The 12,314-nt window shown below is 74.1% G+C and carries 13 protein-coding genes and 1 pseudogene; 7 read left to right on the top strand and 7 right to left on the bottom strand.

Going from position 1 to position 12,314, the window contains the following annotated elements; translation table 11 throughout:
- The coding region (locus tag MNZ39_RS20905) for a hypothetical protein (protein WP_242341036.1) at positions 1–259 on the top strand (259 nt) is incomplete at its 5' end.
- Positions 260–314: 55 nt separating this feature from the next.
- On the opposite strand, the gene MNZ39_RS20900 is transcribed toward MNZ39_RS20905, so the two are convergent.
- Together MNZ39_RS20900 and MNZ39_RS20895 are read right to left on the bottom strand one after the other, a co-directional pair.
- Positions 315–3,167 (bottom strand): pitrilysin family protein, encoded by a 2,853-nt coding sequence (locus tag MNZ39_RS20900; RefSeq protein WP_242341035.1) that lies wholly within the window; start codon positions 3,165–3,167, stop codon positions 315–317.
- 18 nt (positions 3,168–3,185) lie between these two features.
- Positions 3,186–5,381 carry a S46 family peptidase gene (locus tag MNZ39_RS20895; protein WP_242341034.1) on the bottom strand — a complete coding sequence of 732 codons (2,196 nt, stop codon included), beginning with the start codon at positions 5,379–5,381 and terminating at the stop codon, positions 3,186–3,188.
- A gap of 204 nt (positions 5,382–5,585) precedes the next feature.
- Here MNZ39_RS20895 and MNZ39_RS20890 point away from each other — a divergent pair, with 204 nt between their 5' ends.
- The 3 genes from MNZ39_RS20890 (at position 5,586) to MNZ39_RS20880 (ending at position 6,995) form a co-directional block, all read left to right on the top strand.
- Positions 5,586–5,750: a hypothetical protein gene (locus tag MNZ39_RS20890; RefSeq protein ID WP_242341033.1), complete on the top strand. Its 165-nt coding sequence runs from the start codon at positions 5,586–5,588 to the stop codon at positions 5,748–5,750.
- 268 nt (positions 5,751–6,018) lie between these two features.
- Positions 6,019–6,219 (top strand): sulfur carrier protein ThiS, encoded by a 201-nt coding sequence (gene thiS, locus MNZ39_RS20885; RefSeq protein WP_242341032.1) that lies wholly within the window; start codon positions 6,019–6,021, stop codon positions 6,217–6,219.
- A gap of 2 nt (positions 6,220–6,221) precedes the next feature.
- Entirely contained in the window at positions 6,222–6,995 is a 774-nt protein-coding gene (locus tag MNZ39_RS20880; RefSeq protein ID WP_242341031.1) for a thiazole synthase, read from the top strand.
- Between the two features lies 1 nt (position 6,996).
- Here the strand turns inward: MNZ39_RS20880 and MNZ39_RS20875 are convergent, their stop codons facing one another.
- A complete protein-coding gene (locus MNZ39_RS20875; protein ID WP_242341030.1) occupies positions 6,997–7,806 on the bottom strand; it encodes a hypothetical protein in 810 nt (269 codons plus the stop codon).
- Between the two features lie 44 nt (positions 7,807–7,850).
- On the opposite strand from MNZ39_RS20875, the gene thiE reads away from it, so the two are divergent.
- On the top strand, positions 7,851–8,471 hold the full coding sequence (thiE, locus tag MNZ39_RS20870) for a thiamine phosphate synthase (RefSeq protein ID WP_242341029.1): 621 nt from the start codon (positions 7,851–7,853) through the stop codon (positions 8,469–8,471).
- Between the two features lie 127 nt (positions 8,472–8,598).
- Here the strand turns inward: thiE and MNZ39_RS20865 are convergent, their stop codons facing one another.
- The 3 genes from MNZ39_RS20865 to MNZ39_RS20855 are packed head-to-tail and all read right to left on the bottom strand — an operon-like array spanning position 8,599 to position 10,283.
- On the bottom strand, positions 8,599–9,258 hold the full coding sequence (locus tag MNZ39_RS20865; protein ID WP_242341028.1) for a class I SAM-dependent methyltransferase: 660 nt from the start codon (positions 9,256–9,258) through the stop codon (positions 8,599–8,601).
- A 33-nt stretch (positions 9,259–9,291) separates the two neighbouring features.
- Entirely contained in the window at positions 9,292–9,759 is a 468-nt protein-coding gene (locus MNZ39_RS20860) for a MauE/DoxX family redox-associated membrane protein (protein ID WP_242341027.1), read from the bottom strand.
- The gene (locus MNZ39_RS20855) at positions 9,756–10,283 is read right to left on the bottom strand and encodes a rhodanese-like domain-containing protein (protein WP_242341037.1); all 528 of its coding nucleotides are present in this window, start codon (positions 10,281–10,283) and stop codon (positions 9,756–9,758) included. Before MNZ39_RS20855 ends, MNZ39_RS20860 begins: the two co-directional genes overlap by 4 nt.
- A gap of 92 nt (positions 10,284–10,375) precedes the next feature.
- On the opposite strand from MNZ39_RS20855, the gene queD reads away from it, so the two are divergent.
- The gene (gene queD / locus MNZ39_RS20850; RefSeq protein ID WP_242341026.1) at positions 10,376–10,768 is read left to right on the top strand and encodes a 6-carboxytetrahydropterin synthase QueD; all 393 of its coding nucleotides are present in this window, start codon (positions 10,376–10,378) and stop codon (positions 10,766–10,768) included.
- On the opposite strand, the gene MNZ39_RS20845 is transcribed toward queD, so the two are convergent.
- Positions 10,753–11,283 (bottom strand): hemerythrin domain-containing protein, encoded by a 531-nt coding sequence (locus tag MNZ39_RS20845; RefSeq protein ID WP_242341025.1) that lies wholly within the window; start codon positions 11,281–11,283, stop codon positions 10,753–10,755. The two genes, queD and MNZ39_RS20845, sit on opposite strands and share 16 nt — an antisense overlap.
- A gap of 52 nt (positions 11,284–11,335) precedes the next feature.
- Between MNZ39_RS20845 and MNZ39_RS20840 the strand changes: the two are divergent.
- A pseudogene (locus tag MNZ39_RS20840) lies at positions 11,336–12,314 on the top strand (PD-(D/E)XK nuclease family protein); the annotation flags it as partial.

Here is a 12,314-nt window from a genome sequence, read left to right as displayed (position 1 = left end):
GGTCCGAGAGGCGGCGCCCGTTGCCGGAGGCGCCGGGGCGGCCCCGAGCGGCGAGCCCGTGCCGGGCGCCGCGGCCGTCGCGCCAGAGAACGACGCGGGGACGGCGCGCACCGACGCGCCGCGCGCGGAGCGGCCGCGGCTGTCGCTCGGCCTCGAGGACGACGGGGCGAGCGGCGCGAGCCGCCGGATCCTCGTCGCGGCGCTCGTGGCGCTGGCGCTGCTCGCCGCGATCGCGGCGTGGATGACCCTCCGGACGTGAGGCGCGGCCCCTCGGGCTCGGCCCGCGCCGCCCGAGGGGAGAAGCGGCGCCTCCCTCAGCGCGCGAACACCTCGGAGGCCGGCGTCACGCGCACGGCCTCGCGCCGGATGCCCAGCTTCGTCCCCCCGATCGCGCGGTCCTCCTCGAGGAGCGAGGCGGGCTTCTCCGCGTCGTACTTCACGGTCGACACCCCGTCGCCGACGAGCGCGTCGGCGAGCGCCTTCGCGTCCTTCGCGACGATCACGAACGAGAGGTCCTTCGCCGACAGGTGCCGCTTGATGGCGGCGTTCACGTCGGCGCGGGTGAGGCGGGCGAGCCCGTCGCGCATGTAGCGAGTGAACTCGGGGGTGCCGTACCAGCGCGAGTCGAGCGCGTACCCGACCTGCTGGTCCTGGCGCGCGGTCATGACGAACACGTTCTTCACGAGGTAGGCGCGCGTCCTCTCGAACTCCTCCTCCGTGAGCCCCTGGTCGACGAGGCGGCCGAGCTCGTGGAGCGCGATGCGGATCGCCATCTGCGCGTTGGCGGGCACGACGGGCCGGATCCACACCTCGAAGAGCTGCGAGCGCCGCGCGACGTTGGGGCCCGGGAAGAACTGGAACATGCCGCGCGGGAACGCCTCGACGTAGGCGTAGTCGCCGTAGTTCATCCCGCGCTCCTCGCGGATGCGCTGGTAGAGGTGCGAGCTCGACGAGCGGTGCTCTCCGAGCCAGGTCTTGGCGAGCCAGAGCGCGACGAAGTCGGGCTGGCCGCGCACCACGTCGATGGGGTGGCCGAAGGAGATGGCCACGCCGGGCGTGTCCTTCTCGACGAGCTCGACCTCGATCCCCTTCGGCCGCCGGGCGGCGATCCGGGTGGGCGCGAGCTTCTCCCCGGCGGGGAGCTTCGCGAGCTCGGCCTGCAGCCGGGCGCGGAACGGCGCGGGCGCGTCGCCGCCGAGCCCCACGACGAGGTTCGCGCGCGTGTAGTGCGCGCGCACGAACGCCTTCACGTCGTCGAGCGTCACGGCGCGGAGCCCCTGCACCGTTCCGAGCGCGGGGTGCCCGTACGGCGTGCCGGCGAACACGTTCGCCTGCAGCCGCTCCTTCCCGAGCTCCTCGTCGTTCGTCGCGCGCAGGTCCTGGACGAGCGCGTTCAGCCGGTCGTCCCGGACGCGCCGGAAGTCCTCCTCGCGGAACCCCGGATCGGTGAGCTGCGGCAGCGCGACGTCCGCGAAGCGCTCCCAGCCATCCCGCGGGAAGGTGCCGGTGAGGGTGACGAGCTCCTTGTCGACCTGCGCGTCGAAGCTCGCCGCGAGCGGGTGGAGCGCGTCGCGGATCTCGTCGATGCGCATCCGCCGGGAGCCGGCGTCGGCGAGCATCGCCGCGGCGAGCCCGGCGAGCCCCTCCTTGCCCTGGGGATCCCGCGCGCTGCCCGCCTCGAAGAGGAGCTTCGCGGTCACGACCGGCAGCTTCGAGGGGATGGCGACGACCGGCACCTCGGCGGCCGGCCTCGCGCCGGCCTGGGCCGGAGCGGCGGCCTCGACCGCCGCGAGCGCCGGCGTCCGCTCGAGGCCCGCGGGCAGCGGATCCTTCGAGAGCGTGGTCACGACGAGCCGCTCGTCCGTGAAGTAGCGCCGCGCCGTCGCGAGGAGGTCGTCCGGGGTGAGCGCCGCGTAGGTGCGGAAGAGGCGGTTCACGGTCCCGTACGGCGACCGCGCGTACGTCGCGTAGCGCGCGAGCGTCCCGGCGATGGCGTCGGTCGAGTCGAGGCCGCGCAGGAACGCGTTCCGCTGGTGCGCCTTCTGCTCTGCCAGGCGGGCCGGCGGCGGCGCCGCGGCGCGCGCCCGCGCGAACGTCCGGAGGATGGCGTCCCGGACGTAGATCGCGTCGGCGGGGGACTTGAGGCGCGCGTAGACCGTCACGAGCCCCGGGTCCACGCTGGGTCCGGAGTCCGCGACGAGCGCATCCACCTTCTGCTCCTCCACGACGAGCCGCTCGTAGAGGTCGCTCGTCTCCCCGAAGTTCAGGTCGAGGAGGAGATCCACCGCCGGCCAGTCCTTCTTCACGTCGGAGAAGGCCGGCCCGTGGAAGGCGACCGCCACCCATGGCAGGGTCGGCGTGGTCCACGGGACGTGCGCATGGACCGGGCCGCGCGGCGCGGGCTCGGGCGGGATCTCCACCCGGTGCGCGCCGCGCTGCCAGCGCCCGAAGTACCGCTCCACGAGCGGGATCACCTTCTGCGGGTCGACGTCGCCCGCGACCACGATGGTCGCGTGCTCGGGCCGGTACCAGCGCGAGTAGAAGGTCTTCGAGTACTCGTACTGGTTGGGCATGTCCTCGATGTCGGCGAGGAAGCCCATCGTGGTGTGCTTGTACGGGTGGACGCCGAAGGCGCTGTCGCGCTGGACCTCCTCGAGCTTGCGCAGCGGGTTCGACGCGTTCTTGTTGTACTCGCCGAGGATCGCCCGCGACTCCGTCTTGAACGCCGCGACGGAGTAGTCGAGGTTCATGAAGCGGTCCGCCTCGAGCTCGAGGACCTTCTCCAGGTCCTGCTTGGCGAACGTGATGTGATAGTTCGTGACGTCGTCCGACGTGTACGCGTTCTGGCGCGCGCCGATGCGCGTCACGACCGCCTGGTAGGCGTCGGGCGGGTAGGTCTTCGTCCCGCGGAACATCATGTGCTCGAAGAAGTGGGCGAAGCCGGACTTGCCCGGCTCGACCTCGTTCCGCGACCCCGTCTGCATCGGGATCTGGACGGAGACGAGGTCCGGGAAGCCGGTCGGGACGACGAGCACCCGCAGGCCGTTCGGGAGCGTCCGCTCCACCGCCTTGAAGGTGAGGACGTCGCCCGTCTCGCGCGGCGGCGCGGCGAGCGCGGGACCGGCGTGGGCGACCGCCAGGGACAGGAGCAGGGCGGGGATGCGCATGAGGGGATCTCCCGGAAGCTAGCGGGCGCCGACCGCGACGGGCGCGCCGAGCTCCTCGAGCAGGTTCGTCGCCTTCGCGACGTCCGTGAGGAACCAGAGCAGGTAGCGCGAGTCGACCTGGATCGAGCGGGTCGAGGGTGCGTCGAAGATGAAGTCCGAGGCGATGGTCTCCCAGGTGCCGTCGAAGAGCAGCCCCACGAGCTCACCGGCGCCGTTCAGCACGGCCGAGCCGGAGTTGCCGCCCGTCGTGTCCACGCTGGAGAGGAAGTCCACCGGCACGTCGCCGAGCTTCGGGTCCACGTAGGGGCCCGTGCCGCGCGCGTGCTGCGCCCGGATCGCCTCGCGCACCGGGGCCGGGACGTCGAACTCCTCGTCGCCCGCCCGGTGCTTCGCGAGCACGCCCGCGAGCGTCGTCTGCGGCCGGTAGTAGAGGCCGTCACGCGGCGAGACGCCCTTCACGACGCCGTAGGTGACGCGGAGGGTGCCGTTCGCGTCCGGCGCGAGCACGCCGCCCGCCCTCGCGACGAGGGCGCGCGCGTAGACGGGGCCGACGCGGGAGCGCGCGCCGTCGCGCGCGTACTGCTCCTCGCGGAGCTGCCGCTCGAACGGCCGGAGCGCGGCGAACAGGTCGAGGAACGTGTCCTTGCGGGCGGCGAGCTCCTTCGTCGTCTTCCGCTCGGAGAGCTCGAGCCGCGTCTTGCGGTCGGCGAGCTTCGTCCCCGCGTACAGCCGGTCGAGGAACGCGTCGATCCTCCGGCCGGCCTCGTCGGGGGGCGCGCCCGGCGCGAGCCCCACCGCCGCGTCGAGCGGCGGGATGCGCTGGTCCGCGGGGAGCGCCGCCGCCTCGACGAGCGCGTAGCGCAGGAGCGCGCGGTCCGCGCCGAGGTCCAGGCTGCGCTCGATGCGCTCGAGGTACTCCCGGAGCCGCGGCCACTCGCGCTGCTGGAACGCCGGATCGCGGTCGAGATCCTTCTTCGGCCGGTCGTCGGCGAGCCGCCAGACGGTGCGCGCCGCGGAGAGCAGCGACGAGCTCGAGGTGAGCGACTGGAACACGAGATCGCGCTCCCGCGTCCGCTCCTTCTCCCCCTGGATCCGGTCGAGCGCGGCGAGCGCCTCGCCGTACTCCGCCTTGCGGGCGGCGTCCGCCTCGATCCACGCGACGAGCGCCTTCTCGTCCTGCGCCTTCTTCTCGAGGAGCCCGCCCCTGGCGGCGCCCTCGAGGACGCCCTCGCGGTTCTTCATCGAGTTCGCGAGCCCCCGCACGCGCGGGTTCACGCGGATGGCCGTCTCCTTCGACTCCTTGGAGAGCCGCTCCAGGATGGCGAGGAGGTCCCGGTTGCGCCGCACCGTGCCCGGGTACGCCCACTCCAGCTGCTCCTTCACCTCGCGGTACGTCTTGAGCCGCTGGGTGCGCCCCGGGTAGCCGGCCACGAACACGAGGTCGTCCTCCGCAACGCCCTTCGGCGACACCTTCAGCCAGCGCCGCGGGTGGTACGGGACGTTGTCGTCGGCGTGCGGCCGCGGGCTGCCGTCCTTGCCGACGTACGCGCGGAAGAACGAGAAGTCACCGGAGTGGCGCGGCCACATCCAGTTGTCGGTCTCGCCGCCGAAGTTGCCCACGTTGGCCGGCGGCGCGAAGACGAGCCGCACGTCCTGGATCTCGAGCTGGCCCACCTCGAACCAGCGCGCGCCCTCGAAGAACGACGCGACGGTGCAGCGGAGGCCCGGCTTCTCGCAGCGCGCGGTGCGCCGCTTCACGCGCCGCTCGATGAGCTTCCCGCGCTCCGCGTCGCCGAGCCCCGGCTCGAGCCCGCCGGTGATCTCGTCGGTGACCTCCGTCACCGAGACGGTCACGTACACGCGCGCGCCCGGCCCGTTCCAGAGCTCCTCCCCGCGCGACCGCGCCACGTAGCCGCCGTCGAGCAGGTTGCGCTCGGGGGTCGAGTTGAACTGGAGCGCGCCGATGACGCAGTGGTGGTTCGTGGCGATGAGGCCGTCGGGGGAGACGAAGGACGCGCTGCAGCCGCCGAGCGAGACGACCGCGCCCATGGGCTGGCCGGTGAGATCCGCGAACTGCCGGGCGTCGCCCGTGAAGCCGAGCTTCTCTAGCCGGGCCGCGAGATCGGGGAGCTGCTGCGGCATCCACATGCCTTCGTCGGCGCGGGCGGAGGCGCCGAGCGCGAGCGCGAGCAGGGCGGCGAGGCGAGCTTTCACGGGCGATTCTCCTCTTCGGGGGGATGGCGACGTAACCACGCACACCGGCTGCGGGCAAGCGAGACGGCGCACGTCGCGCGCTGCCCGGGCGAGAGACGAGACGCCGGCGTTCGTGACGGCGCCGGCCCCTGCGGGGCGAGGCCTTCGGCCGCGAAATAGCCGCGGCGGGCGCGCGTAGAGCGGTGGGTACGGAGGTCACGGATCATGAAGGGTTTCGCGCTTCTCGCTCTCGCGCTCGCACTCGAGGCCGCCTTCTTCTTCAGCGTCATGATGACGCCCTCGGCGTCCGAGGCGGCCGCCCGCCTCGCGCCGGTCGACGCCGAGCCGCAGCTCGTTCACTACGCGGCACCGATCGTCGTGCGGTCCTGACGGCGTCGCCCTCGAACGCGTCCTCCCTCATGCGCACCTCGCCGCTGCCGATCGCCTCGCCGACGGACTCCTCCAGCAGCCGGGAGGCGAGGAGGACGTCGCGCGCGGCGGCCGAGCAGGTGCTCGGGCGCTGCGAGGAGGTCCGCGGCGCTCCCGCGGCTCGTCCCGTCGACGCAGAGCTGGAAGGCGAGCTCGCGGAGCGCTGCGGGCCACGCCGAGCGCGAGGGTGCGTTGACGCGCGCGCGCCAGCGTTCTAAGTGTGCGGGGCATGCAGGTCCGACTGAATGGGGAGCTCCGGGAGGTCCCGGAGGGCGTGACCGTCGCCGGGCTGCTCGGTCACCTCGGCGTGAAGGCGCAGCGCGTCGCCGTCGAGGTGAACGACGCGGTCGTGACGAAGGATCGCTACGAGTCCCAGCGGATCGGACCAGGCGACTCGATCGAGATCGTCGCTTTCGTCGGCGGAGGGTAGCGATGGCGGACACCTGGAGCATCGGCAAGCACGCCTTCACGAGTCGCCTGCTGGTCGGGACGGGCAAGTACCCGGACTTCCCCACCATGCAGCGCGCGCTCGTCGCGTCGGGCGCCGAGCTCGTCACCGTCGCGGTCCGGCGGCTCGATCTCTCCAAGACGGGCGAGGCGTCGCTCCTCGAGTGGATCCCGAAGGGCATGAAGCTCCTGCCCAACACGGCCGCGTGCTTCACGGCCGACGAGGCGATCCGCACCGCTCGGCTCGGCCGCGAGCTCGAGATGGGCGACCTCGTGAAGCTCGAGGTGATCGGCGATCGCCGCACGCTGTTCCCGGACGTGGTCGGGCTGGTCGCGGCGGCCGAGGTCCTCGTGAAGGAGGGCTTCACGGTCCTGCCCTACACGAACGACGACCCGGTCACGGCGAAGCGCCTCGAGGACGTCGGCTGCGCGGCGGTGATGCCGCTCGGCGCGCCGATCGGCTCGGGCCTCGGGATCCGGAACCCCTACAACCTCCGGATCATCATGGAGACGGTGAGCGTCCCGGTGCTCGTCGACGCCGGCGTCGGCACGGCGAGCGACGCCGCGATCGCGATGGAGCTCGGCGCCGTCGCCGTCCTCATGAACACCGCCATCGCCGAGGCGAGGGATCCCGTGCTCATGGCGGAGGCGATGCGCGCGGGCGTCGAGGCGGGGCGCAAGGCCCACCTCGCCGGCCGCATCCCGACGAAGCTGCACGCCGCGGCGTCGAGCCCGATGACGGGGCTCATCGGGAGCTGAGCTACCCGACGGGCTCGATCCGCGCGATCGACTGGATCTGCGAGCGGAACACGCGGGAGGGCTTGCCCCAGTTCCCGGAGCTGAAGCCCTGGCAGATCCGCTCGTAGGCCTCCGGGTGCTGGTGCGGCGCGAACTCCTCCACGACGCCGCGGAGCTCCCACCCCGCGAAGTCGTCGAGGTCGAGCACGAGCCGCGTCTCGTGGCGGTTCGCCTTCAGGTTCATGTACGTCTTCAGGGCGAGGCCGTCGCCGTGATAGAGCGCGAGCCGCTCGCCGTCCACCTCGTGGTGGAAGATGAACCGCGGCGAGATGTTGGCCGTCTCGCCCACGCCCACGAGCGCGTACCGCACGCCGGCGAGCGTCTCCTGCAGGTCCTCGAAGGGGACGTTCTCGAAGAACTTGAGCGTGTAGGGGCTGTGGTGGACGGTGAAGATCTGGGCGCCCTTCACGGCCACCGTGCCGTCCGGGAGCTCCTCGAGCAGATCGCGCTCGGTCGTCCCGGTCGAGAGCGCGCGCGTCTTCACCTGGTAGCCCTGGTACTGCTCGACCCGCGTCATGTGGACGGTGATCGACTCGCCCTTCTGAGGCCGGCGCACGATCGGGCCGGCGAGGCGGATCTCGAGGTCGCGTCCCGTCGGACCGGGCTCGAGCCGGCGGATCCGGTTCACCGAGACCGAGGCGAACGTCCCCGCGAGGCTGGTCGTGCCCATGAAGGACAGGACCTTCTCGTACTTGACCGTCGGGAAGCGGCTCGCCTGCTTCGCCTTCTGCTCCTCCAGGAACGCGAGGAAGCTGTGAAGGTCGCTCGACACGTGATCACCTCTGGGAGGAGGATGGCGTGCGCGCGAGCTTACGGATGGGCGTTCCCGTTGTCCACCTGATCACGGATCGCAGTCTCACGCGGGATCTCCCCGCGCGCGTCACCGCCGCGCTCGTCGGACTGCCGCCCGGCCGGGTGCTCGTCCAGCTGCGAGAGAAGGACCTCGGCGGCCGCGAGCTGCTCGCGCTCGCGCGCGCGCTCGCGGCAGTCTGCCGCGCGGCGGGGCAGCGCCTCATCGTGAACGACCGCGTGGACGTGGCGCAGGCGGCGGGCGCCGACGGGGTACACCTGCCCGCCGCCGGGATCCCGGCGGCGGACGCGCGCCACCTGCTCGGTCCGGACGCGCTGGTCGGCGTCTCGTGCCACTCCGCGGCGGAGGTGCGCCGCGCGCGCGAGGCGGGCGCGAGCTTCGCGACGGTGAGCCCCGTCTACGACACGCCCTCGAAGCGCATCTACGGGCCCCCCGTCGGGCTCGCGGTGCTGCGCGCGGCCGCGGCGCAGGGGTTGCCGGTCATCGCGCTGGGTGGGGTGACGCCGGCGCGGGTGCCGGAGGTGCTCGCCGCCGGCGCCCACGGCGTCGCGGCGATCCGCGCCTGGCTCGAGGGCGACGACCCCGCCGGCGCGGTCCGCGCGCTGCTCCCGGGCGGCGCGGGTTGAGCGGGCCGATCATGTTCGACGAACGGGCGAGCGAAGCGAGCCCGCCGGGGCGCCACCGCGACAGCGGCGAAGCCGCCCGCAGTGGCGCACGGGACCCGGCGTGCAGGGGCTGGGGCGCAGCCCCCGTTCAACCGACCCGGAGCTCGAGGAAGTACTGGTAGGGCAGGAACGTCCGCTCCGCGGCGACCGCGAGCCCCGCCGCGCGCGCGGCGGCGAGGAAGTCCTCGCGCGACACCTTGTGGTCCGGCGGCGGTCCGACCGGCAGCTCGCCGGCGTGGAAGTCCACGTTCACGATCCGTCCACCCGGCGCCAGCCGCTCCGACAGCCGGCGGAGGTACCCCGGCCCGTCGGGGAAGTGATGGAACGTGTTCACGACGAGGATCGCGTCGCACGGCTCGGGCGGCAGCCCCTCGCCCTCGGGCGCGAGCAGCGGGTGGACGTTCGCGATGCCCGCCGCCCGCGCGCGCTCCTCGAGCAGCGCGATCATGCGCGGCTCGACGTCGATGGCGTACACCCGGCCGGACTGCCCCACGGCGCGGGCTAGGCGGAGGGCGAAGTAGCCGGGCCCGGCGCCCGCGTCGCAGGCGACGGCGCCGGGCCGGAGCCCCAGCGCCGCGACCACCTCGTCCGGCTTCTGCCACTCGACTCGCGACGGATCCTCGAGCCGCGCGAGGTAGGCGTCGAGGTCCTCGGGGTTGCCGTGGCGGTCGCGACCGGGCGCGTGGCCATGGCCGTGCCCGTGGCCTGCGCCGTGCGCGTCAGGGTGCTTCGGGGAGTGCGTGCTCATGCGCGAGGAGAGCCCCTGGCCGGTCCGGGAGATTCAGCCATGGGTGGCCGCGGACGCGTCGCGCCGCGGCTCGCTCGCCGGGGCCGGGCGCGCGGGGAGGAGGCGGCCCGGGCCGCGCAGGAGCAGCGCGAGCGCGACGGCGAGCATGCCGGCGTCGCGCAGCACCGTGAGCCAGGTCGCGCTCTCGTTGCCGCCGAAGCAGCCGCAGCGCAGGTCGATCCCGCGGAGCAGCGCCTGCGAGAGGCCCAGCGTGAACACCGCGAGGAGGCCGGTCGCGACCAGCGCGGCGCCCCGCGCGAGCCGCCCGGTGACGAGCAGCAGGCCGAGCGTGAGCTCGATCCCGATCACCGCCGCGGCGGCGCCGGGGACGAGCGTGGGCGGCACGAGCCGGTAGTTCGCGAGGTTCTCGGCGAACGCCGACATGTCCGGGAGCTTCGTGGCGGCGGCGTACAGGAAGGTCGCGCCGAGGCCGATGCGCAGGAGCGCGAGGAGCGGCTTCACCGGTGAGCCTCCGCGGGATCGTGGCAGGCGGGGCAGTAGCCGGACGTGCCGGCGCCCCCTGCCGCCACCCAGGCCGGCCAGGCGCCCTCGAGGACCCGCACGTCGGGGAGCCCCTCCCGCTTCAGCCGGTGCGCGACCTCGTCGGCGAGCGCGCAGGTGTAGTCGCCGTCGTACACGACGACGAGCGGGTACGCGCGCAGCGCCGCGACCGCGACCGCCTCGTCCGGGTGGCCGGCGGGCGGGAGGTGGACGGCGTTCGTGACGTGCCCCGCCGCGAACTCGCTCGCGCCGCGCGCGTCGGCGAACCCGGCCCTGCACGCGTCGCAGAGCCCCTTCGCCTCCTCGACCGCGATGCGCGGCGCCCTCGCCGCCGGGGCGGCGCCTGCCACCGCGCACATGCCGGTGCCGCTCTCCGCGGCCGAGTGGACGGGCCGTGCGAGGGCCGCCGGTCTCGGGCTCGCGGCGTTCCCGGCGAGCCCGAGGAGGGCTCCGGCGGCGACGATGAGAGCTGCCTCTGCGAGCATGCGCACGGGGCGATGGTAACGCGGGAGGGGGGATCCCGCGATCCCGATGCGCGGGTGCGCTCGCCGGCCAGGGCGGCTATATTGCGCCGCGCATGGGCGTCCCCGTCTTCGAGGTCTCCAAGGAGTTCACGTTCAGCGCCGCGCACCAGATCCGCTTCCACGGCGGCAAGTGCGAGCGGCTCCACGGCCACAACTGGCGGATCCGGGTCCACGCCCGCGCCTCCGAGCTGAACCGGATCGGCATGGTGATCGACTTCGCGGATCTGCAGAAGCTCGTCGGCGACATCGGCGGCCGGTTCGACCACCGGAACGTGAACGAGGTGCCGCCCTTCGACGAGGTGAACACCACCGCCGAGCTGCTCGCGCGCCACTTCTACGAGGAGGCGAACCGGGCGCTGCTCGAGCGCGAGGGCGGCCGCGTACGCGTGTCGAAGGTCGAGGTCTGGGAGAACGAGGGCTCGCTCGCCGTCTATCGCGAGGAGTGATCGCGGCGGGCGCGCAGCTCGCGCGCGATGTCCGCCCGGGCCCCGTCCCCGAGGAGCGTCCGCAGCGCCGGGAAGATGACCTCCTCCTCGAGCACGAGGTGGTGCGAGAAGTGCTCCCGGAGCGTGGCCACCGCGGCGATGAGGGCGGGGGCGAGCTCCTCGCGCCGTCCCGGCGAGGCGACGAGCTCCGAGCACACCGCCAGGACGTGCGAGACGGCGAGCGCGTGGCCGGCGTGATCGCGGTGCATCGTCACGAGCGCGGCGTCCACCTGCCGGTCGCGCCCGGCTAGGCGCGGCAGCACCGACTCCTCCTCGTCCTGCGCGTGCAGCGGGAGCGCCTCGGCGAAGTACTGCCGGATCCCGGCGGCCGCGCGGGCGACCTCCTCTGCCCCCATCGCGCCGGCCACCGCCAGCCGGTCCGCCAGCTCGATGAACGATCGGAGGCGGCCGTGACACTCGAGGAGGACCGCGACGGCCTCCTCGGCGAGGGACCTGGTGCCGGTGTGCGTCTGCATCTCTCCCGGAACGCACGCCGCCCCGTCAGCCTTCCCTCGTATCCTGCTCCTCGTGGCCGCCCTCATCCTCGCCAGGACGCCCCTCGCGGCTGCGAGGGCGGCGCGACGTCTCTGCGACGCGCAGGACGGCGTCCTGTTCGGGCCTCAGGTGGCGACGCTCGATCGCCTCGTCGTTCCGCTCGTGGCCGCCGCGGGCGACGGGCGGGCGATCCTGGATCCGCTGGCCGAGCGGCTCGTCGCCGCCGAGGCGGGGCGAGACGCGGGGGGGCCGTTCGAGGGGCTCGAGGCGACGGACGGGACGGCGGCCGCGCTCGCGGGGACCCTGGCCGAGCTGCGCCGCGCGGAGGTGAGCGCGGCGGACGCACGCGCGGCGGCGAGGTCGCTGGACGGCGCCGCGGCCGCGCGCCTGGGAGCCGTCGCCGAGGTCCTCGCCGCCTACGAGACGCGCCTCGCTCGCGCGGGCGCGCTCGATCGCGCCGGCGCGGCGCGCGCCGCGGCCGACGCGGCGGCGCGCGGGGTGACCTGCCCCGAGACGGCGGACCTCGACCTCCTCGTCGTCGCGGGGATCGCCGAGGCGAGCCTCGCCGAGTGGGACCTCCTCTCCGCGCTCGTCGCGCGCGCGCGCCGCTCGCGGCTCCACCTGCCGTTCTTCCCCGAGCGCCCCGACGTGTGCGCGCCCGTCGAGCCGCTGCTCAGGCGCGTCGAGTCGCTGCACGAGCTCGCCGCGCGGCGCGAGATCGAGGTCGTGCTCGCGCACGTCGAGGGCGACGGGCGCGCCCCCGGGCCGGCCGCTCTGCTCGCCGCGCTCGGCGGTGGCCGCGCCTCCGGGCAGCTCGAGGGTGACGGGGTCATCGCGGTGGCGGCGCCGGGCGAGGAGGGCGAGGCAGACGCCGCGGCGCGAACCGTCGCGGCCCTCGCCGCGGACGGCGTGCCCTTCGAGGAGATCGCGGTGATCGCCGCCGCGCCCCGGCAGGTGGCCCCCTCGCTCGCGCGCGCGCTCGCCGCGCGCGGCGTCCCCTTCGCCGCGGGGC

Source organism: Anaeromyxobacter sp. SG66 (assembly GCF_022690805.1).
GTDB classification, from domain to species: domain Bacteria; phylum Myxococcota; class Myxococcia; order Myxococcales; family Anaeromyxobacteraceae; genus Anaeromyxobacter; species Anaeromyxobacter soli.
This window is presented reverse-complemented; position numbering and strand designations above follow the sequence as displayed.